This window comes from Niveispirillum cyanobacteriorum, assembly GCF_002868735.1.
Classification (GTDB): Bacteria; Pseudomonadota; Alphaproteobacteria; order Azospirillales; family Azospirillaceae; genus Niveispirillum; species Niveispirillum cyanobacteriorum.
In genome coordinates this window covers 752913-771313 of record NZ_CP025612.1, presented here as the reverse complement: position 1 = coordinate 771313, position 18401 = coordinate 752913, and the positions used below count along the sequence as shown (strand labels likewise).

Genomic DNA, 18401 nt, shown 5'->3' with positions numbered 1-18401 from the left:
CATGCGACTTAGCCATCAACCAACGGCCGACAGGGTCGCATCGCACCTGTTTCTTTAACATTTAGTGCAGGGCGCTGCCAATTGCGAACGCCAAAATCAAGAACAGATCGAAACAATCCCCTCGTGCCACGCAAGGCGGCGTAACTCCACCATCCGGAAGGATAGGTCTTGCCTTGGCTCCTTGCCCCAATCGCCTTGCCCGGCACGCCCCTGTATGCCGGCCTTCAACGAATCGTTGGGATCAGGGCTTGGCAGGCCCGCTAGCGGCAAACGCCTTCTCGGCAGCCGGGTGTAGCGGCGCGGTCCGGCCCCGGTCCCCCATACCATCGGCTGGTACCGTGCTGAAAACCGGATGCTGATCCACCAGATCCGGTCGTTCCTCCAGAAGGACGCGCATGATCTCGGCGATTACCGCGTCAGGCACGTCGGCGCGGGTAACCAGCGTGGCGGCCACACCGATGGTTGCCACATCTTCTTGCACGCCGGGATAAAGGTTGGCCGGAATGCTGGTGCGGGTCAGGTCCTTACGGCTGGCCAGCAGCTTGTCGATGCCAGGACCGGCAATGGGCAGCGCCAATGCACCGCAGGTGGAGGTTGCCTGTTGAACTGCGGCATTGGGATGGCCAACGGCAAAGAAAGCGGCATCCAACTGCCCCGCACAAAGGGCGGCCAGTGCCGCGTCCGGGGCCTGACCGGCATCGTCGCTGATGCGCAGACCGGCGGCATCCACCACCTGCTGCGACAGATTGCGCAGGGCGGAGCCGCGCGGTCCCAGGTTAACGCGCTTGCCTGTCAGTTTTGACAGGTCGTCGATTTCCGCGTCGGGCCGGACAAGCAGGGTCACCGTTTCGGCATGCAGGCTGGCAACGGCGCGCAATTCCTTGAACGGCCCGGCACTGGAAAACCGCCCATCACCCCGCACGGCGGCGGCCTGCCAGTCCGACTGGACCACGGCCAGATCAACCTCCCTCGCGCGCAATGCCGTCAGGTTCTGAACCGGGCCTTCAGTGGCCTCCACCAAGCAATGCAGGCTATGGCGGGCCTTCTCCTGATTGACCTGCCGACAGATCGCGCCGGCGACGGGATAATAGAGGCCCGTGACAACCCCGCTGGCGATAACCAGCGACTTTGTGGTCGGTGCCTGGGCCTGGGCCGAACCGGTGAATGCCAGGATGATGGCCAGCAGTGAGGCAAAACGTAACAACGGCTTAATCCCGGATCAACGGTAAGCGGCGGGCTCTGCGGCCCAGGCCAGCGGATAGACATCGACATTGGCCATGCCCTGCTGCAGCGTCCATTCGACGATACGCCGCAGGACGGCACCCGTCGCCTGATCGAAGGCCTTGATAATGTCATCCAGTGCGGGGCTGGCGGCGCGGACGGTGGCTTCGAATGTGTCACCCGCAACGATGTTGCGACGCGGCATGCGCACCAGCTTGGCATTCATGCGCACCGTCGCCTCCGGCGCGGTATCATGCGGATCATGGCCCTTATAGTTGGCGTGGAAGTCGCGCAGGTCCGTCTTCAGAATGAAATCGGCGCGCAGGCCCGACCGCTCAACGCCCACCGCCACGATGCGGCGGCTGTTCTCAAAGCTTTCCACCAGCAGGGTCTGCATCATGTCCGGCCCGGTATCTGCCCAACTGGCCCCGGAATAATAGGTCATGCGGTTGGAGGTCTCGCCCAGCACGATGCGCGGCGTATCGACGGCGGCATTGGCCAGCGGCGTTTCTACCAAAAGCTGCCATGGCGCCCGCGCCAGTCCGGCGGTGAATTCTCGTGCCGGGGTCAGCACATAGACCTTCTGCACCTTGCCACCCGTCAGCAGGGAGGCCGGCGAACAGGCGGCCAGCGGCATGAGGGAGGCCAAGGCCAGCAGGCGGCGGCGGTTCAGGGGCTTGTCGGTCATTCCGCTTTCACTCCGCTGTTGCCGCCGAACAGAAGGTCGGTCGGATCGCGCTCCAGCCGGCGGGAAACGCGACTGAGATTGTTGGTCAGGTCCTGGAGATGGATCAGCAACTGCGACAGATCATAAAGGCCGGTGGCCGTGAAATCACGGATCGGTTCCCGGTTTTCCTCGATCATGCCGGCCAGTGAAGCTGACAGCTTATTGATTTCCTTGCTGGTCTTGGCCAGTTCCGCTGTGATGACGGTGGTGTCGCGCCCGACCTTGCCGACAGTATCGTTGGCGGTGATCATCAGCACTTCCGCCTGCTTGCTAAGCGTGTCGGCCTGCCGGCGCAGATCAACAATCAGCAGATTGGCATTACGCATCGTGTCATTGGCATTGCCCGAGGCCTGCGCCAGATTGGCCAACAAGGTCCCGATGGATTTCTGGTTATCGTCGTTAAGCAGCAGCGTCAGCCGGTTTGAGATCTTCATCAGATTCTCTAGAACTTCGGGCGCCTTGGACAGCACAGCGGCGATAGAGCTGGGGCGCGACGGAATCACAGGGATGCCGCTGACCTTCTCCCGCAGCAGGGGGGCGTCCTTGCTGCCCCCTTGGATTTCCACATAGACGCCACCTGTCACGCCCACCGGTTCCAGCGATGCGATGGCATCGGTCTTGATGGGCGTATCCTCCGGCACCTCAATGGTCAGGCGCACTTCCTCGACATTGTCGGGATTGATGCGGATATCGCTGACCGTACCGACATTGACGCCGCGATAACGTACAGGCCCGCCTTCCACCAGCCCCGTCACAGTGCCGGTGACCATGATGTAATAGGGCTGGATCGCCTTGTCGAACTGCACCTTGGCCAGCCAGATGACGAAGACGAACACCGCCGCCGCCAGCGCCAGGACGAAGGCACCGACAGCCGTATAATTGGCCCGTGTTTCCATGCCCTAACTCCCTTTCGCCGCACTGGCCGCCCGACCACGGGGCCCATGAAAATAGTCGCGTATCCAGGGATGTTCCTGGCGCAACAGTTCGTCAATCGTACCGATCACCAGCTTCTTGTCCACCAGGACAGCGATGCGATCACAAATGGCATAGAGGCTGTCCAGATCATGGGTCACCATGAAAACGGTCAGGCCCAGGCTCTTTTGTAGGGACCCGATCAATTCGTCAAAGGCCGCCGCCCCGATTGGGTCCAAGCCCGCCGTCGGTTCGTCCAGGAACAGGATTTCCGGGTCCATGGCCAGCGCGCGGGCCAAGCCCGCACGCTTGCGCATGCCGCCCGAAAGTTGCGACGGGTATTTTGGTCCGGCATCGGGCGGCAGCCCCACCATGGCAACCTTCACCCGCGCGATCTCATCAATTAGGTCGGGCGGCAGCCTGGTATGTTCCTTCAGGGGAACCTTGATATTCTCCAGGACGGTCAGCGAGCTGAAAAGCGCGCCATCCTGGAACAGCATGCCCCAACGGGCCTGCAACGATAATCTTTCGGACTCCGACAGATTTTCCGTGTCCTTGCCCAACACTTCGATCTTGCCGGCGGACGGGACCATCAGGCCTACAATCTCCCGCAGCAGTACGGATTTGCCTGTGCCGGAACCGCCGACAAGGCCGATCACCTCCCCCTTGCTGACATCCAGGTCGACACCGTCATGCACGACCTGCTGGCCGAAGCGCGTCTTGAGACCCCGGACACTGATGACGGGCGCCGCCATGTCAGATCCCGATATAGGAGAAGAGGATGGAGAAGATGGCGTCCAGAACGATCACCAGGAAGATCGATACGACAACGGAACGGGTGGTCAGAAGACCGACGCTTTCCGCTGACCCGCTGACCCGAAGCCCTTCGTAGCAGCCGACCAAGGCGATGACCACCGCGAAGACCGGGGCCTTGATCAGGCCCACGAACAAGGTTGTCGTGCTGACGGCGATCTGCAACTGCCGGGCAAATTGCCCGAAATTGATGTCGAGATAGGCATAGGCCATCACGGCACCACCAGCAAGCGCCACCATATTGGCGAAGAATCCGATCAGCGGCAGGGCGATCAGCAGCGCCAGCATGCGCGGGAGCACCAGCATCTCCACCGGGTCCAGGCCCAGGGTGCGCATGGCATCCACTTCCTGGTTCACCTTCATGGTCCCGATCTGGGCCGTGAAGGCGGAACCGGAACGGCCCGCCACGATGATGGAGGTCATCAGGATGCCGATTTCCCGCAGGACACCAATGCCCAGCAGGTTCACGACATAGATTTCGGCACCGAAACGACGCAGCTGATCCGCTCCCTGATAGGCCAGAACGATACCGATCAGGAAGGAAAGCAGGCCAACGATGGGCAGCGCGTTCAGCCCCACCTGCTCCAGATGGAAAAACAGGGGCTTCAGCCGGATACGGTTTGGCGTGCGCAGCAGCCGAGCAGCCGTGACGGTGACCAGACCCAGGAAGTTCAGCATCGACAGGATATCCTGCCAGATGCCGATCGTTGCGCGTCCGATACGGTCGGCCAGCGGAAAGGCGGGCCGCTTTTCAGCGGGTGCTGGGCTATTTGGTTCCGCCCCCGCCGCCGCCCGCTGGACATCCTTCAATAGGGCGCAAAGATCGGACCGCGCGCCGACAACGGCCACAACATGTCCCTGCCCCCGCAACCGCTTGATCAACCGGTCAAGCAGCAAGGCGCCGGCAGTATCCAAGGCCGTCAGGCCAGAAAGATCGAGACAGACAGGCGCGCCCTTGCGTCCCGGCATGCGGTCGCGCAGCATCGGGCCCAGCCGTTCGGCGGACGCAATGTCCCAGCGGCCGGATGCTGCCAGCACGAACTGATTCTCTTCCCAAATGGCGCTTAAGGTTCCGGTCTGCACGTTCCTGGCCCATGGTGCGCCGCATCGAACGGCAGCGCACCATGCCAATTGACATTACCAGACAGGGTGGGTCAACAGCCCGTGAACGGTGTGTCACCAATGGCTATATCAGGCGATGGCAAACCACGATGTATCGATATAGGCCTGACGACCTTCCTCCTGTCCCCAATTGATATAGTGAATCAGCGGGTTACGCCCGGATTCGACGACGTCGGGATTACTGACCAGGTAGGCCGAGACATCAAAGAATGGCGAGGGATCACGCCCTTCCCGCCAGCCGTAGGTATCGAAATGCGTCCAGGCATCCATGCCGGTAGCCGCGACATCGGGATTAACCTCAAGGTAATAGTTAGCGTCAAAATACAGATGGGTGGAACGCCCCTCGGCGGCGCCGTAGGCCTCATAATGCGCAACGGCGGCCATGCCGTTGCCGGCCACGTCGCCATAGACGTCGGCATAGTAGGCAGCGTCGAATCCGTTCGTTGCCTGATAGGTGCGGTTTTCGAACTGCCCATAGAGGTTGAAATGCTCTTCTCCGCTTTCATACTGCCCGGCCTGAACGGCGGCCAGCACGTCGGGGTTGCTCTGCAAGTAGAAATCCTCGTCAAAACCGTTCTGGAACGGGGTCGCCTCGAACAGGGGCTTCACGCCATCCGCGAAGACCGCGAACTGCACATTGCGCAGCGTGTCGGTGCCATCAGCACCGCTGACGGTCACGACGCCGTTTTCGATGTCGATATCATAATCACCCGAAACGCCCGTGAAGATGGCCGCATTCAGGCCACCGGCGCCATCCAGCGCATCATCTCCGGTGCCGCCGACCAGCAGGTCAAAACCAACGCCACCCATCAGATTGTCGGCACCAGCCGTGCCACTGACATGGTTGAACTGGCTGTAGGTCGTCATTTCCTGTCTCCGTCGCTTCTGTTGAGCCGCATGCCCTATGGGGGGCGGCACATGGCATTAACGCCGGACGGAGGACATAGGCGCCGGGGGCAATGGCATTACCCGCGCGGCTGTACCAACAGGGAGGTGCAGGTACTAACCCGTACCGCCAGGGTGCCAGCGGCGGAGCAGCAGGCGTTGTACCCAGCTTAGCAGGGCAAAGATCAGGATACCCAGAATGGAAAGCAGGACCAGGGCCGCAAACAGGCGCGGCATGTTCAGCCGGTTACCTGCCTCGATCACCCGCCAGGCCAGCCCCGTCGCCGTACCCGACCCGGCCACAAACTCCGCCACCACCGCCCCGATCAGGGCCAGACCGCCTGAAATCTTGGCCCCAGCCAGGATATAGGGCAGTGCCGATGGAAGCTGCAGCCGCCACAGCATCTGCCAGCGGCTGGCCCCGTACAGCCGGAACAGGTCACGTAGGTTGGGATCGATAGCAGCCAGCCCTGCCGTGCTGTTCGAGAGGACGGGAAAGAAAGCCACGATCCAGGCGAGGATCAGCAGCGACAAGTTCACCCGCTCATACCCGACCCAGATGACGACCAGGGGTGCGATGGCAACGATGGGCGTGACCTGAAGGATTACGGCATAGGGGTATAATGCGGCCTCCAGGGTGCGGGACTGTTTGAACAGTACCGCCAGCGCCACTCCGCTGGTCAGGGCCAGCAGGAATGCCTGAATCGTGATGATCAGCGTAATCCAGCTGGATTGCAGCAGTAACGGTGCATCGTTCCATAGCGCATGGGCCACAGCGGTCGGCGGCGGCAGAACGAAGGGCGGAATGTCCCAGGCGCTGACTGCGGCTTCCCAGCCCAGGAGAAACAACACTCCCACCAGCGGCGGCAAAAGGCGCCGTGCCCAGCCCCCATTCATGCAGCCAACCCAATTGCCGCATGCAGCCGGTCGGAGACATCACGGCAGATAGCGCCGTAGTCGGTGCCCGTACGTACCGACAGACCGCGTGGAAAGGGAAGCGGTACCGGCACCTCTGCCACGACACGCCCAGGCCGGGGACCGACGATGACGATACGGCCCGACAGATAGACGCTTTCAAACACGGAATGCGTTACGAACAGTGCTGTAAAGCGCTGCGCTTCCCAGAGCGACAGCAGATCATCGTTCAGTTTCAGCCGCGTGATCTCATCCAGTGCGGCGAACGGCTCATCCAGCAGCAGCAGGCGTGGGTTGGTAACCAAGGCGCGGGCCAGCGATGCCCGCATTTTCATGCCGCCCGACAGCTCGGCGGGAAAGGCCTTCTGAAAATCGCCCAGGCCGACGCGGACCAGACCGTCGGCGGCCCGATCATTCCCCTCACCCTTCGGTACGCCGGCCAGATCCAGCGGCAGGCGGACATTGTCAATGATGCGTGCCCAGGGCATCAGGGTCGATTCCTGAAATACAAACCCGATATCCCCCCGCGCCACCGGTCTCAGCCAGTTCAGCTGCCCGCCCGTGGGTTCCATCAGCCCGGCGACCAGACGCAGGATAGTACTTTTGCCGCATCCGCTGGGTCCCAGCAGCGAAACAAACTCCCCCTCTGCCACCGAGAGATCAACGCTGTCCAGGGCGCAGGTGCCATTGGGGTAAGTCAGCGACATGCCGGAAAGTTGGAACAGATCACCCGTCACGCGATGTTTCCGATCTTTTGCCTGGGGCGATCCATCAGCCTGTTCCTCTTTCACTGCCGGGCTGATATTAGCCCGACATGTCATTTTGTCGAGGCGTCGGGCGTAGCCATGATCCCATCTCCCCATTTCCAGATTCTGGTACGCGAGGTGGCGGTGACGCTGCCGGTAGCGGGGCGTGCGGGTGATCTGGACTGCCGCATCAACCTGCGCTTGGGCACCAGCGTTACAGGGCCGTTCACAGGCGACCCTGACGATATCTCCATGACCGTAGATTACTCGCAGATCGTGCGGCATATCCTGGGCCCATTCCGCGACAATGGCCCGTTTGTCGATTCCGAAGGGGTTGCCCGTACGCTGGGCCGCTTCATTTTCGCTTTCGATGGCCGCATCGTGACGCAAAAGATCAGTGTGGCCAGTCCCGCCGATCCCGGCTTTGCCTGCCAAATCGATCTGGAGCGCCCCTGATGACCCCTCCGCATGCCGTTCTGATCACCGGGGGCGCGCACTATCTGGGGGCAGCCATGGCATTGGCCTGCGCAGGTGCCGGTATGGATGTGGCGATCCATTACTGCACCGAAGGGCCAGACGTCGCCGAGACACTGGAGGCCATACGGGCAAGAGGCGTGGGCGCCACCGCCGTCGCCGCCGATCTGAGCGATCCGGCACAGGTGTCGGGCATAGTGGCCGATGCAGCAAAGGCATTGGGGCGGCCCCTGACCGCCCTGGTCAACAGCGCCTCCATCTTTGAATGGGATGACATCACGACCTTGACGGCGGAACGGATACTGGCCCATTACCTGCCCAACGCCGTGGCCCCGGCTCTGCTTGCACAGTCCCTGCTGGCGCAACTGCCCAATGGTGTGACGGGCGCCATCGTTAATATCCTGGATCAGGATATGGCCAACCAGCACGGCGACCGGATGAGCTACACGCTCTCCCGATATGCGCTTGCAGGGCTGGGGGATATGCTGGCACGGGCCGGCGCGCCGCGCCTGCGCGTGAATGCCATCGCTCCCGGTTTCATTCCGGCTGTTTGCGAAGAAGTGCGGCTGGGTGTGGACCCTCTCGGCAAGGCCTGCATTCATCTGCTGGAAAGCCCGGTGATAACGGGACAGACGATCCATCTTGATGCTGGCCTGCGATTTGCCGGTTTGGGCCGGGATATCAGTTTCTAGTGAAAGCTGCCGATCCCGGCTTGCCTGCCCCCCCTGCCCTCTGCCTATACTGCGGCATCCGAAACAACGTGGAGGGCTGCGGGCGTAGCACCATTTCCCAGCCCCGAAGGCCGGACAAGCGTTCGGCTGCGACGGGTGCATCTGGGCCGCCAACCCGTGGCGTCATCATGAGTACATTGGAAGAATTCATCCGTTCGCGGCGGATCACCGAAGTTGAGTGTCTGGTGCCGGATATGGCCGGCATCGCTCGTGGCAAGATCGTGCCCGCCGAAAAGTTCCTGCGCATTCTGCGGGACCGGGGCCTGCGACTGCCCGAGTCCATTTTCATTCAGACCGTTACGGGCGAATACCCGGAAGACGAGGATGTGACGAGCGTGGAGAACTGGGACGTCTATATGACGCCCGATCCCGCCACCGTCCGCGTCGTGCCCTGGTACAATGAACCTACCGCCCAGGTCATCTGTGACTGTTTTTATGCCGACGGAACGACCGTCGACATCTCCCCGCGCTCCGTGCTGAAGCGTGTGCTAGCCCTGTATGAGGCGCGCGGCTGGAAGCCCATTGTGGCACCCGAACTGGAATTCTTCCTGGTCGCGGTCAACAAGGACCCGGACTACCCGCTGGTCCCCCCCGTCGGTCGTTCAGGCCGGCAGGAAAGCGGGCGTCAGGCCTATGGCATCGACGCCGTCAACGAATTCGATCCGATCTTTGAGGATGTCTATGATTTCTGCGAGAAGCAGGAAATCGACGTGGATACGATGAGCCACGAGGCCGGCGCCGCCCAGATCGAAATTAACTTCAACCATGGCGAGGCGCTGGAACTGGCCGATCAGGTTTTCCTGTTCAAGCGCACGGTGCGCGAGGCGGCGATCCGGCATCAGGTCTATGCGACCTTCATGGCCAAACCCATGCAGAATGAGCCGGGCAGCGCCATGCATGTCCACCAGTCACTGGTGGATGCCAAGACGGGCGTGAACCTGTTCGCCAATGCGGACGGGTCCGACACGCCGCTGTTCATGAGCTTCATCGCCGGTTTGCAGAAGTACCTGCCCTATGCGATGCCGCTTCTGGCGCCGAATGTGAACTCCTACCGCCGTCTGGTGCAGGGGTCGGACGCGCCGATCAATGTGCATTGGGGCCGCGACAACCGCACCACCGGCTTCCGCGTGCCGGTAAGCCCGCCGGAAGCGCGGCGTGTGGAGAACCGTGTGGCCGGCGCCGACGCCAATCCGTATCTGGCGCTCGCCGCCTCGCTGGCCTGCGGCTATATCGGCATGACGCATGAGTTGGAGCCGTCCGATCCGGTCAAGGGTTCGGCCCATCGGCTGGCCTTCTCCCTGCCCCGCCACCAGGGCGATGCCCTGAACAAGTTCAACAGCTGCAAGCCGTTGAAGGAAGTTTTGGGCGAACGCTTTATCTCCGCCGTCAGCTATGTGAAACAGGCCGAGTATGACGCCTATCAGCGTGTGATCAGCAGCTGGGAGCGTGAGAACCTGTTGTTGAACGTGTAAGTGTAAAAGCAAAAAACGCCGCATGCGGGGTGCTCCCATATGCGGCGTTTTGTTTGGTCTCCAGCTGCCAGACGTTAAACCGGGCAACTGCTTACTTCTTCTTTTTCTTGTCATCCTTCTTTTTGCGGGATGGCTTGGACAGGTTGCCCAGCAGCTGTTCAAAGAAGTTAAGGTCGTGGCCCACGGTCGGGGTGACGCGGGCGACGGGTTCGACATAGGCTGCCTCTGCGGCGCCATCCAATTCCTTGATTTCCTGCACCGTCCCGCCTTCGTCGAAGCGGACACGGATGATGCGCTGGGCCGTGACCTCCGGGTCCAGGAAGGCGGTCTGTTCGGTGCGGCGACCGATATAGTACCAGGTGGAGCCGTCCACGACACCGGTGGAGGTCGGCGTGCCCAGCACATACTGGACCTGTTCGCGCGTCGTCTGACCGGTTTGGATCTGGGCCAGACGGGTATCTTCCACCAGATTGCCGCGCTGGGCGATGATGGGGCTGCAGCCGGTGAGAGCAAGGCCAAGAAGGCCGAAGGTCAACAGGGCGGTAGCTTGGGTCTTGCGCATCAACGTGACGTCTCTCGAACCTTGGATGTGACCAACGGCGTGGTGCCGGACAATGCACGGGGCAAATGCCCCGCTACCAGCGGCGATTTGTCATTCTCACCTGATGAGAACCCTTCCAGGCACGCACCATGGCTTGACGACGGGGCCGCCGCCCCCTATCTGGCCGGTGACATTGGCACTGGCCTTGGCGCAATGTCAATGTCCGCAGCCTGCCAGCCATGGGAGAAGGCACGCCTTGTTCAGCCGCCTGTTCCAACGCCCCCGGCGTGAACGCACCATTGCCGCCCTCTATGGCGCCATTGTGGCCCAGTCGCGCCTGCCCATATTCTTTAGCGAGCGGGGCGTGCCCGATACGCTGGAGGGACGGTTCGAATCCGTATGCTTGCATGCCTGGCTGGTCATGCGCCGGCTGGCCATGGGCGGCAAGGCGACGGCGGAGTTCAATCAGGCGCTCTTCGATTTCATGTTCGCCGATCTGGATTTCAACCTGCGTGAACTGGGCGCGGGTGACATGAAGGTGGGTGACAAGGTCAAGGATCTAGCCAGCCATTATTATGGTCGCGTCGGCGCCTATGACGCGGGAATCGCGGCCAAGGACGACCCGTCAGTGCTGGAATCGGCGCTGGACCGCAACCTTTATGGCTCTACCCTGCCTGCCCCCGCCCATGTAAAGGTCATGGCCGACTATACTCGCCGGCAATTGGCCCATCTGGAAAGCTTCCCCATTGAGAGGCTGCTGGCGGGTGAGGTGGAGTTCGCCTCGACCTGACCGGCGGCTTGTCTCCATCTTATATGTATCTTATTCGAAGGATTCTCTCCATGACCACCCCCCTGCCCGAACTGTCCCGCATCATCATCGCCGACAAGGTGACGACCGCAGGCGGGTTTGAGGTCGTGACGGCCAGCGAGGTTGAATGCGCTGCGCTGGCCCAACGATTCGATCTGGTCTCCCTCTCTGGCCTTAAGGCTAAAATGCGCCTGCGCCGCGTGCGGTCGGAGTTCGTGAAGGTGACGGGCGAGGTGGAGGCCGATGTGGTGCAACGCTGCGTCGTTACGCTGGAACCCGTGCCTGCACACGTTAAGGAGGAGTTCTCCGCCCTCTTCGCCCCCGACCACCTGATCCCTAAGGAGGAAGAGGACGGCGAGAGTGATCATTTCCAGTATCTAGGCAGTGACGAGGACTTCCCCGAAGCGATGCCGGGTGGCCGGATCGATATTGGCGAGTTGGTAGCACAGAACCTGTCGCTGGCGCTGGAGCCCTATCCACGCAAGGAAGGGGTCGAATTCACCCCGATTCTGGAGGATGTGGGCCCCGATACTCTGTCGCTGACCGAGGACACCCCCCCGGAACCGCCCCGCCAGAACCCTTTTGCGGCCCTGTCCCGCTTAAAGAAGCCCTCTTGATCCGGTTTCGTACTTGCCCTCGCACACCATATCCAGTATTCAAGCGCCTCTGTCCGGGCGGCCCTAGCGGTCGCCTTAAAACATTGTGAGTTACGATCATGGCCGTTCCTAAGAAGAAGACCTCCAAGTCGAAGCGCAACATGCGCCGTTCGCACGATGGCTTGACCGCCGCCGCCTACAACGAATGCGGCAATTGCGGCGAGCTGAAGCGCCCGCACCACGTCTGCGGCTCCTGCGGCCACTATGACAGCCGCGAAGTGACCGTGACCGCCCCGGCTGCTGCCTGATAGCCGGACCGGTCCAGGTTTTCGCGGGTTATAGGGACGTCGAACGGAAGTGACAACGCGCCTGCGCATCGCCTTGGACGCCATGGGTGGCGACCATGCTCCTGACATGGTCGTCGCCGGCGCCGACCTTGCCCGTGAGCGTTGCCCAAACGTCGATTTCCTCTTCGTCGGTGACGAAACGCGCATCAACGCCCTGCTAGAGCGCCATCCGGCCTTGAAGCTCATTTCCACGGTCAAGCATACGCCTGACTTTGTGGCGATGGACGCAAAGCCGTCGGTGGCGCTTCGTGCTGGGCGCAATTCCAGCATGCGGTTGGCCATTGATGCCGTCGCAGCAGGTGATGCCGCGTGTGTGGTCTCCGCCGGGAACACCGGCGCGCTGATGGCCATTGCCAAGTTCGTGCTGAAGACCCTGCCGGGCATCGACCGGCCGGCCATTGCCTCCATCCTGCCGACACAGCGGGGGGAGTTGGTCATGCTCGATCTGGGTGCAAACTTGGAATGCGATGCTGACAATCTGTTGCAGTTCGCCGTGATGGGTACGGTGTTCAGCCGGACCGTTCTTGGCCTGCTGAACCCGACCATCGGCCTGCTGAATGTCGGGTCGGAGGAACAGAAAGGGCATGAGCAGATTCGTGAGGCTGCAGCAGCCCTGCGCGCCACGCCGCTCGCCCCTTACTTCCACGGCTTCATTGAAGGCAACGATCTGGCGCTGGGCACGGTCGATGTCGTGGTGACTGACGGCTTCACGGGCAATGTCGCCCTGAAGACGGCGGAAGGCACGGCAAAGCTTTATGCCGAATTCTTGAAGCGGACCTTCAAATCATCTCTCCTGGCGAAGCTGGGTTATGTCCTGGCGTCGGGCGCTTTCAACAAGCTGCGTCAGCGCATGGACCCGCGCCGCTATAATGGTGCGATGTTCCTTGGGCTGCGCGGCATCTGCGTGAAAAGCCATGGCGGCACGGACGCCGTTGGCTTCTCCAACGCCATCGCCGTGGCTGCCAATATGGCCAATCACGGTTTCAACGAGAAGATCCGCGACCAGTTGGCGGTGCTGCAGGCAGCATTGAATGCTGCGGCGGCTACCGACCCGGTCAAGGACGTGGGCGCAACGGGTAGCGAAACGGCGGTGCAGTAATGGCCATCCGGTCTGTGATCCTGGGCTGCGGGTCCTACCTGCCCGCAAAGGTGATGACGAATGCCGAGATGGCGCAGGTCGTCGACACCTCTGACGAATGGATTACGGAACGGACGGGCATCAAGTCGCGCCATATCGCGGCTGAAGGCGAACTGACCTCCGATCTTGCCTATAACGCCGCACTTGCCGCCATGGCCCATGCTGGCGTGACGGCGGATGAGTTGGACCTGATCGTTCTGGCCACTGCCACGCCGGACAACACCTTTCCCGCCACCGCCGTGAAGGTACAGGCCCGCTTGGGCATGACGCGGGGGGCGGCGTTCGATGTGCAGGCTGTATGCTCCGGCTTCATCTATGCACTGTCGGTGGCCGACAATTTCATCAAGGCCGGTCAAGCCAGGACGGTTCTGGTCATCGGTGCCGAAACCTTCTCCCGCATCCTGGACTGGAACGACCGCACCACCTGCGTTCTGTTCGGTGACGGGGCGGGTGCTGTGGTGCTGCGCGCCGCCGATGGTGCCGGCACGTCGGGCGATCAGGGCATCCTCTCCACGCATCTGCATTCCGATGGCAACCACCATGACCTGCTTTATGTCGATGGTGGCCCGTCCAGCACGCAGACTGTGGGCCATGTCCGCATGCGCGGACAGGAAGTCTTCAAGCATGCGGTCGTGAACCTGGCCGATGTGGTCAAGGAAGCGCTGTCCGCCAATGGCCTGACGGCGGATGCCATCGACTGGCTGGTCCCGCATCAGGCCAACCGCCGCATCATCGAGGGTACGGGCCGCAAGTTGAAACTGCCGGCAGAGCGTGTGGTGATTACAGTGGATCATCATGGCAATACGTCTGCCGCCAGTATTCCGCTGGCCTTGGCGGAGGCAGTGGCCGATGGTCGCATCCAACGCGGCGACCTTATGCTGCTGGAAGCCATGGGTGGTGGTTTCACCTGGGGTGGGGCGTTGGTGCGCTTCTGATCCTCCCTGCCCCGCATTTCTGCGGTGTGGGATCAGCATTTCCCGCCAACCATCTGAATTGACGGATTTCTCCGGTCCAAGTACCGTCATTCCCTGATAACCGGGGAGGACGAACATGACCGAAACTGTCACCCGCGCGCAGTTGAGCGAGGCCGTCTATCAGGAAGTCGGGCTGTCCAGGAACGAATCTGCCGATCTGGTGGAAAGCGTTCTGAACGAGATTTCCGACGCATTGGCCAATGGCGACATGGTCAAGATCTCTTCCTTCGGCAGCTTTGCTGTCCGGTCCAAGGGGCAGCGCATTGGCCGCAACCCGAAGACGGGTGAGGAAGTGCCGATTCTGCCGCGCCGGGTCCTGGTCTTCCGCGCGTCACACGTCCTGAAAAGCCGCATCAATGAGCGGTTTGAAGACGGCGCGAAAGGCTGATCCTGTCGATGATCGAGGAAACCAGCGAAGGTGCGCGATCCAAGTCCTTGGCGTCGAAATCCGCCTCGGCTTTCCGCACCATCAGCGAGGTTTCCGTCGATCTTGAGGTGCCGCAGCATGTTCTGCGGTTCTGGGAAACCAAGTTTCCCCAGATCAAACCGCTGAAGCGAGGCGGCGGTCGGCGTTATTATCGTCCTGACGATGTGGAATTACTACGGCGTATCCAATCGCTGCTGTACCAGGACGGCTACACTATCAAGGGCGTACAAAGGCTGTTGCGCGAGTCGCGGGGCCTTGCCGGACTTCCCCCGCCCGGGACCCGTATGCCAAGCCTTTTCGATGATGTCGAGGCGGGTGACGACAGTTCGGCCGAAGAGCTGGCCTTGCTTGCGACGCAAGGGGATGAGGAGGATGAGCCCCCTCCCCTGGAAAAGAAGGCCGCCCCCAAGCGGCGAGCCAAACAGTCCCTGTCGCCGGAAGTGCGTGAGATTCTGTCTGAGATCCTGATGGATCTGACAGCGTTACGTCGCTTGTTGGACTGAACCCCATCAATCCGATCAGATAAAATTTGGTGATTCAGTCGCTTGGGCACTGTGCGTGGCGCAACCATGCCTGATTGCCCGCAATCCCCAGCCGGTTGTCAAAAGTTTCCTCGATTAGCCATCGACTCTTAGTCTGATTATCTGTATACAGCTATTTAGATTATGAAACATAACAATGGGAGGGTGACCGATGGCTGCGAGTTTTCCCCTGAACGCATGGTATGTGGCGGCATATGATGTGGAGGTTGGGCGCAAGCTTCTCCCCCGCACAATCTGCGGCAAACAGGTCGTTCTCTATCGAAAGCTGGACGGCTCTGCGGTTGCCCTGGCCGATGCCTGCTGGCACCGGTTGCTGCCCCTGTCATTGGGGCGGCTGGAGGAAGACCGCGTAATTTGCGGCTATCATGGTCTTGCCTATGATGATACCGGGCGATGTGTATACATGCCGTCGCAACAGACCATCAACCCCTCGGCCTGTGTGAAAAGCTATCCGCTGGTGGAGCGTTACCGGTTTTTGTGGATCTGGCCGGGTGACCCGTCCCTTGCCGACCCTGCCCTGATCCCGGATATCCATTGGAACAATGATCCGGCCTGGGCTGCCGATGGGAAGGTCATCCATGCCAAGTGTGATTACCGGCTGGTGGTCGATAATCTGATGGATCTGACGCATGAGACCTTCGTGCATGGCAGTTCCATCGGCAACCATGCCGTGGCGGAGGCGCCCTTCACGGCGACCCATTCGGACAACACAGCCACCATCACCCGCTGGATGGTGGATATCGAGGCACCGCCCTTTTGGGCCGACAATCTGGGCCGCAAGGATCATGTCGACCGCTGGCAGATCATCAATTTCACCGCCCCCTCCACCATCATTATCGAGGTTGGTGTGGCGCCCACCGGCACGGGCGCGCCGGAGGGGGATCGGTCAAAGGGCGTGGATGGACGCGTCATCAACTGTCTGACGCCCGAAACGGAGACGACCTGCCACTATTTCTGGGCATTTGCGCGGAATTTCGACATCCGCAATCAGGCCCGCACCCATAAGATCAGGGAAGGTGTGGCCGGGATCTTCCGGGAGGATGAACAGATCCTGGAGGCGCAGCAGCGGGCCATCGACGATAATCCCGGTCATATTTTCTACAATCTGAATATCGACGCCGGGTCGATGTGGGCTCGCCGCCTGATCGACCGGATGGTTGAAAAGGAGAACCGCCCCACCCTGTCCGCCGCCGCAGAATAGGGACCGGAAGTATGAGCTACAACAAGGACGCTGCACAGACGGTGCGTGCCCTGGCCGGCATCCGCGATCTGATTCTGCGCGGCGATGTGGAACCAGGGGAAAGGCTGTCGGAACCGGGGCTGGCGGAAAGGCTGGGTATCTCCCGTACACCGATCCGCGCGGCGTTGGCCCGGCTGGAACAGGAAGGGCTGCTGGAGCGCGTCCCATCCGGTGGCCATATCCCGCGCCGTTTCACGATGGACGAGGCCATCGACGCCATTGAGTTGCGCGGCGTGCTGGAAGGCACCGCCGCACGTTTGGCGGCGGAGCGGGGCGTTGAGCCAAGGCGGATGATCGCCATCAACCGGGTGCTGGACGGTATCGATGCCGTCATCGCCAGCGATACGGCAAACCCACCACTGGACCGCTATACGGCGCTGAATGCAGAATTCCATGCGCTTCTGTCCGGCCTGTCGGGTAGCGAGACGATTGAGCGGGAGATCGACAGGATCACCCGCCTTCCCTTCGCATCGCCCAGCGCCTTTCTGGACAAACCGGGGTCAACGGTGGTGCCGCATTCACTGGTTCTGGCGCAGGCACAGCATCGCGCCATGGTAGAGGCCATCAGTTTGCGTGAAGGCGCAAGGGCCGAGGCTGTGGCGCGGGAGCATGCGCGGTTGGCGCGGCGTAACCTGGAACAGGTGATGGAGGGCGGCAGCGATGCCCTGCGTCGCTTTCCCGCCCTGGCCCTGGTTGCTTGCTAAGCCATCCCATAGGCGAGGAAATCAGAATGAAGAATGATGCCGTCTGGCTTGACGCCAACATCGTAGGTGTTGATGACATTGCCGAAGGAGTACGCAGTATTGAGTTTGCGGCGGCCTTTCCCCTTCCGGCTTTCGATCCCGGTTCACATGTCGCGATCCGTGCCAGCATCGGATCGGGCCATGCCATCCGTACCTATTCCTGTCTGCCCGACGCGGCCCCTGGTCATGTGGCGGTCGGCGTGAAACTGCACCCCAACAGCCGGGGCGGGTCCCGTTTCATGTTCGGGCTGAAGCCGGGTGACAAGGTGCGGATTACCACGCCGGAGAACCGGTTCGACCTGTCCTGGCGTGCGCCCGAATATCTGCTGCTGGCTGGCGGCATTGGGGTAACACCGATATATGGCATGGCGCAGGCGTTGATGGCACAGGGCGCGTCAGTACGCATGGAGTATGGGGGGCAGAGCCTGACCGCGATGCCTTTCATTGACCCGTTGCGCACCCTGCTGGGCGATCGGCTGGCAGTCCATCCGCAAGATCAGGGTGCGATGATCGATCTCGACAAGGTCATCGCCAATCTATCGGCCGATGGTGAGCTTTATATCTGCGGCCCCTTGCCCATGCTAGAGGCCGCAAAGCGCGCCTGGGCCAAGGCAGGACGCCCCACCAGCCGGTTCCGGTACGAGGTATTTGGCGACACCGGTCGTTTTACCGAAACACCGTTCACCGTCCGGGTGGTGGGATATGACGGCGAGGTCACTGTACCATCGGACCAATCCCTGCTGGATGCGCTGGCCGATGCCGGCATTCCGATGATCCATGATTGCCGACGCGGTGAATGTGGGCTCTGTGCCGTCGATGTGCTGAATCACAGTGGAGAGATCGATCATCGCGATGTTTTCCTGGCAGAATCGGAAAAACGTGAAGGATCGAAACTTTGTGCCTGCGTATCCCGGATTGCCGGCGGCGCAGCGGTGATCGACACAGGCTATCGGCCATAATCAATCGGTAGGTTAAAGGCTAGGTGGCTAAAAAGTCACCTGGCCTTTCCTGTTATTGTGATGTCACA

General features: G+C 61.3%; 22 protein-coding genes. 13 read left to right on the top strand and 9 right to left on the bottom strand.

What is annotated here, in order from left to right; genetic code table 11:
- Positions 1-241: 241 nt before the first annotated feature.
- From C0V82_RS19115 to C0V82_RS19080, 8 genes are all read right to left on the bottom strand, one after another.
- Entirely contained in the window at positions 242-1204 is a 963-nt protein-coding gene (locus C0V82_RS19115) for a TAXI family TRAP transporter solute-binding subunit (RefSeq protein ID WP_158660055.1), read from the bottom strand.
- 15 nt (positions 1205-1219) lie between these two features.
- The gene (locus tag C0V82_RS19110) at positions 1220-1909 is read right to left on the bottom strand and encodes an ABC-type transport auxiliary lipoprotein family protein (RefSeq protein WP_102114009.1); all 690 of its coding nucleotides are present in this window, start codon (positions 1907-1909) and stop codon (positions 1220-1222) included.
- A complete protein-coding gene (locus tag C0V82_RS19105) occupies positions 1906-2844 on the bottom strand; it encodes an MlaD family protein (RefSeq protein WP_102114008.1) in 939 nt (312 codons plus the stop codon). The genes C0V82_RS19110 and C0V82_RS19105 overlap by 4 nt, the downstream gene beginning before the upstream one ends.
- 3 nt (positions 2845-2847) lie before the next feature.
- The gene (locus C0V82_RS19100; RefSeq protein ID WP_102114007.1) at positions 2848-3615 is read right to left on the bottom strand and encodes an ABC transporter ATP-binding protein; all 768 of its coding nucleotides are present in this window, start codon (positions 3613-3615) and stop codon (positions 2848-2850) included.
- 1 nt (position 3616) lies between these two features.
- The gene (locus C0V82_RS19095) at positions 3617-4711 is read right to left on the bottom strand and encodes an ABC transporter permease (RefSeq protein WP_245924240.1); all 1095 of its coding nucleotides are present in this window, start codon (positions 4709-4711) and stop codon (positions 3617-3619) included.
- Positions 4712-4864: 153 nt separating this feature from the next.
- Positions 4865-5662, bottom strand: coding sequence for a hypothetical protein (locus C0V82_RS19090; RefSeq protein WP_102114006.1), 798 nt, complete (start codon positions 5660-5662; stop codon positions 4865-4867).
- Between the two features lie 135 nt (positions 5663-5797).
- Positions 5798-6577 (bottom strand): ABC transporter permease, encoded by a 780-nt coding sequence (locus tag C0V82_RS19085; RefSeq protein ID WP_102114005.1) that lies wholly within the window; start codon positions 6575-6577, stop codon positions 5798-5800.
- Positions 6574-7332, bottom strand: a complete 759-nt coding sequence (locus C0V82_RS19080) for an ABC transporter ATP-binding protein (protein ID WP_245924239.1) — start codon at positions 7330-7332, stop codon at positions 6574-6576. Before C0V82_RS19080 ends, C0V82_RS19085 begins: the two co-directional genes overlap by 4 nt.
- Positions 7333-7440: 108 nt before the next feature.
- Between C0V82_RS19080 and C0V82_RS19075 the strand changes: the two genes are divergently transcribed.
- From C0V82_RS19075 to C0V82_RS19065, 3 genes are all read left to right on the top strand, one after another.
- On the top strand, positions 7441-7797 hold the full coding sequence (locus tag C0V82_RS19075; protein WP_102114004.1) for a hypothetical protein: 357 nt from the start codon (positions 7441-7443) through the stop codon (positions 7795-7797).
- Positions 7797-8507, top strand: a complete 711-nt coding sequence (locus C0V82_RS19070; RefSeq protein WP_102114003.1) for an SDR family NAD(P)-dependent oxidoreductase — start codon at positions 7797-7799, stop codon at positions 8505-8507. Before C0V82_RS19075 ends, C0V82_RS19070 begins: the two co-directional genes overlap by 1 nt.
- Before the next feature lie 167 nt (positions 8508-8674).
- Complete coding sequence (locus tag C0V82_RS19065) at positions 8675-10018, top strand: glutamine synthetase family protein (protein ID WP_102114002.1); 1344 nt, start codon at positions 8675-8677, stop codon at positions 10016-10018.
- Between the two features lie 91 nt (positions 10019-10109).
- Here the strand turns inward: C0V82_RS19065 and C0V82_RS19060 are convergent, their stop codons facing one another.
- Positions 10110-10580, bottom strand: a complete 471-nt coding sequence (locus C0V82_RS19060; RefSeq protein WP_054166527.1) for an outer membrane protein assembly factor BamE — start codon at positions 10578-10580, stop codon at positions 10110-10112.
- Positions 10581-10815: 235 nt separating this feature from the next.
- On the opposite strand from C0V82_RS19060, the gene C0V82_RS19055 reads away from it, so the two are divergent.
- The 10 genes from C0V82_RS19055 to C0V82_RS19010 all read left to right on the top strand — a co-directional run bounded on the left by C0V82_RS19055 (position 10816) and on the right by C0V82_RS19010 (position 18333).
- Entirely contained in the window at positions 10816-11349 is a 534-nt protein-coding gene (locus C0V82_RS19055; protein ID WP_158660054.1) for a ubiquinol-cytochrome C chaperone family protein, read from the top strand.
- Between the two features lie 50 nt (positions 11350-11399).
- Positions 11400-11984: a YceD family protein gene (locus tag C0V82_RS19050; protein ID WP_102114000.1), complete on the top strand. Its 585-nt coding sequence runs from the start codon at positions 11400-11402 to the stop codon at positions 11982-11984.
- A 98-nt stretch (positions 11985-12082) separates the two neighbouring features.
- Positions 12083-12271, top strand: coding sequence for a 50S ribosomal protein L32 (gene rpmF / locus C0V82_RS19045; RefSeq protein WP_102113999.1), 189 nt, complete (start codon positions 12083-12085; stop codon positions 12269-12271).
- Between the two features lie 49 nt (positions 12272-12320).
- Positions 12321-13409 (top strand): phosphate acyltransferase PlsX, encoded by a 1089-nt coding sequence (plsX, locus tag C0V82_RS19040; RefSeq protein ID WP_102113998.1) that lies wholly within the window; start codon positions 12321-12323, stop codon positions 13407-13409.
- Positions 13409-14383, top strand: a complete 975-nt coding sequence (locus C0V82_RS19035) for a beta-ketoacyl-ACP synthase III (protein ID WP_102113997.1) — start codon at positions 13409-13411, stop codon at positions 14381-14383. Before plsX ends, C0V82_RS19035 begins: the two co-directional genes overlap by 1 nt.
- Positions 14384-14498: 115 nt before the next feature.
- Positions 14499-14810 (top strand): integration host factor subunit alpha, encoded by a 312-nt coding sequence (locus C0V82_RS19030; RefSeq protein WP_054166522.1) that lies wholly within the window; start codon positions 14499-14501, stop codon positions 14808-14810.
- Between the two features lie 8 nt (positions 14811-14818).
- Complete coding sequence (locus C0V82_RS19025; protein ID WP_102113996.1) at positions 14819-15352, top strand: MerR family transcriptional regulator; 534 nt, start codon at positions 14819-14821, stop codon at positions 15350-15352.
- A gap of 190 nt (positions 15353-15542) precedes the next feature.
- Positions 15543-16592: an aromatic ring-hydroxylating dioxygenase subunit alpha gene (locus tag C0V82_RS19020; protein WP_102113995.1), complete on the top strand. Its 1050-nt coding sequence runs from the start codon at positions 15543-15545 to the stop codon at positions 16590-16592.
- 11 nt (positions 16593-16603) lie between these two features.
- Positions 16604-17335, top strand: a complete 732-nt coding sequence (locus C0V82_RS19015; RefSeq protein WP_102113994.1) for a GntR family transcriptional regulator — start codon at positions 16604-16606, stop codon at positions 17333-17335.
- A gap of 26 nt (positions 17336-17361) precedes the next feature.
- Entirely contained in the window at positions 17362-18333 is a 972-nt protein-coding gene (locus C0V82_RS19010) for a PDR/VanB family oxidoreductase (protein WP_102113993.1), read from the top strand.
- The last annotated feature ends 68 nt before the right edge of the window (positions 18334-18401 follow it).

What these genes read in the sequence shown, in the direction of transcription:
- C0V82_RS19110 (WP_102114009.1), bottom strand. Translation starts at nt 1,909, where the DNA reads ATGACCGACAAGCCCCTGAACCGCCGCCGCCTGCTGGCCTTGGCCTCC.
- C0V82_RS19105 (WP_102114008.1), bottom strand. Translation starts at nt 2,844, where the DNA reads ATGGAAACACGGGCCAATTATACGGCTGTCGGTGCCTTCGTCCTGGCG.
- C0V82_RS19100 (WP_102114007.1), bottom strand. Translation starts at nt 3,615, where the DNA reads ATGGCGGCGCCCGTCATCAGTGTCCGGGGTCTCAAGACGCGCTTCGGC.
- C0V82_RS19090 (WP_102114006.1), bottom strand. Translation starts at nt 5,662, where the DNA reads ATGACGACCTACAGCCAGTTCAACCATGTCAGTGGCACGGCTGGTGCC.
- C0V82_RS19085 (WP_102114005.1), bottom strand. Translation starts at nt 6,577, where the DNA reads ATGAATGGGGGCTGGGCACGGCGCCTTTTGCCGCCGCTGGTGGGAGTG.
- C0V82_RS19075 (WP_102114004.1), top strand. Translation starts at nt 7,441, where the DNA reads ATGATCCCATCTCCCCATTTCCAGATTCTGGTACGCGAGGTGGCGGTG.
- C0V82_RS19070 (WP_102114003.1), top strand. Translation starts at nt 7,797, where the DNA reads ATGACCCCTCCGCATGCCGTTCTGATCACCGGGGGCGCGCACTATCTG.
- C0V82_RS19065 (WP_102114002.1), top strand. Translation starts at nt 8,675, where the DNA reads ATGAGTACATTGGAAGAATTCATCCGTTCGCGGCGGATCACCGAAGTT.
- C0V82_RS19060 (WP_054166527.1), bottom strand. Translation starts at nt 10,580, where the DNA reads ATGCGCAAGACCCAAGCTACCGCCCTGTTGACCTTCGGCCTTCTTGGC.
- C0V82_RS19050 (WP_102114000.1), top strand. Translation starts at nt 11,400, where the DNA reads ATGACCACCCCCCTGCCCGAACTGTCCCGCATCATCATCGCCGACAAG.
- rpmF (WP_102113999.1), top strand. Translation starts at nt 12,083, where the DNA reads ATGGCCGTTCCTAAGAAGAAGACCTCCAAGTCGAAGCGCAACATGCGC.
- C0V82_RS19035 (WP_102113997.1), top strand. Translation starts at nt 13,409, where the DNA reads ATGGCCATCCGGTCTGTGATCCTGGGCTGCGGGTCCTACCTGCCCGCA.
- C0V82_RS19030 (WP_054166522.1), top strand. Translation starts at nt 14,499, where the DNA reads ATGACCGAAACTGTCACCCGCGCGCAGTTGAGCGAGGCCGTCTATCAG.
- C0V82_RS19025 (WP_102113996.1), top strand. Translation starts at nt 14,819, where the DNA reads ATGATCGAGGAAACCAGCGAAGGTGCGCGATCCAAGTCCTTGGCGTCG.
- C0V82_RS19020 (WP_102113995.1), top strand. Translation starts at nt 15,543, where the DNA reads ATGGCTGCGAGTTTTCCCCTGAACGCATGGTATGTGGCGGCATATGAT.
- C0V82_RS19015 (WP_102113994.1), top strand. Translation starts at nt 16,604, where the DNA reads ATGAGCTACAACAAGGACGCTGCACAGACGGTGCGTGCCCTGGCCGGC.
- C0V82_RS19010 (WP_102113993.1), top strand. Translation starts at nt 17,362, where the DNA reads ATGAAGAATGATGCCGTCTGGCTTGACGCCAACATCGTAGGTGTTGAT.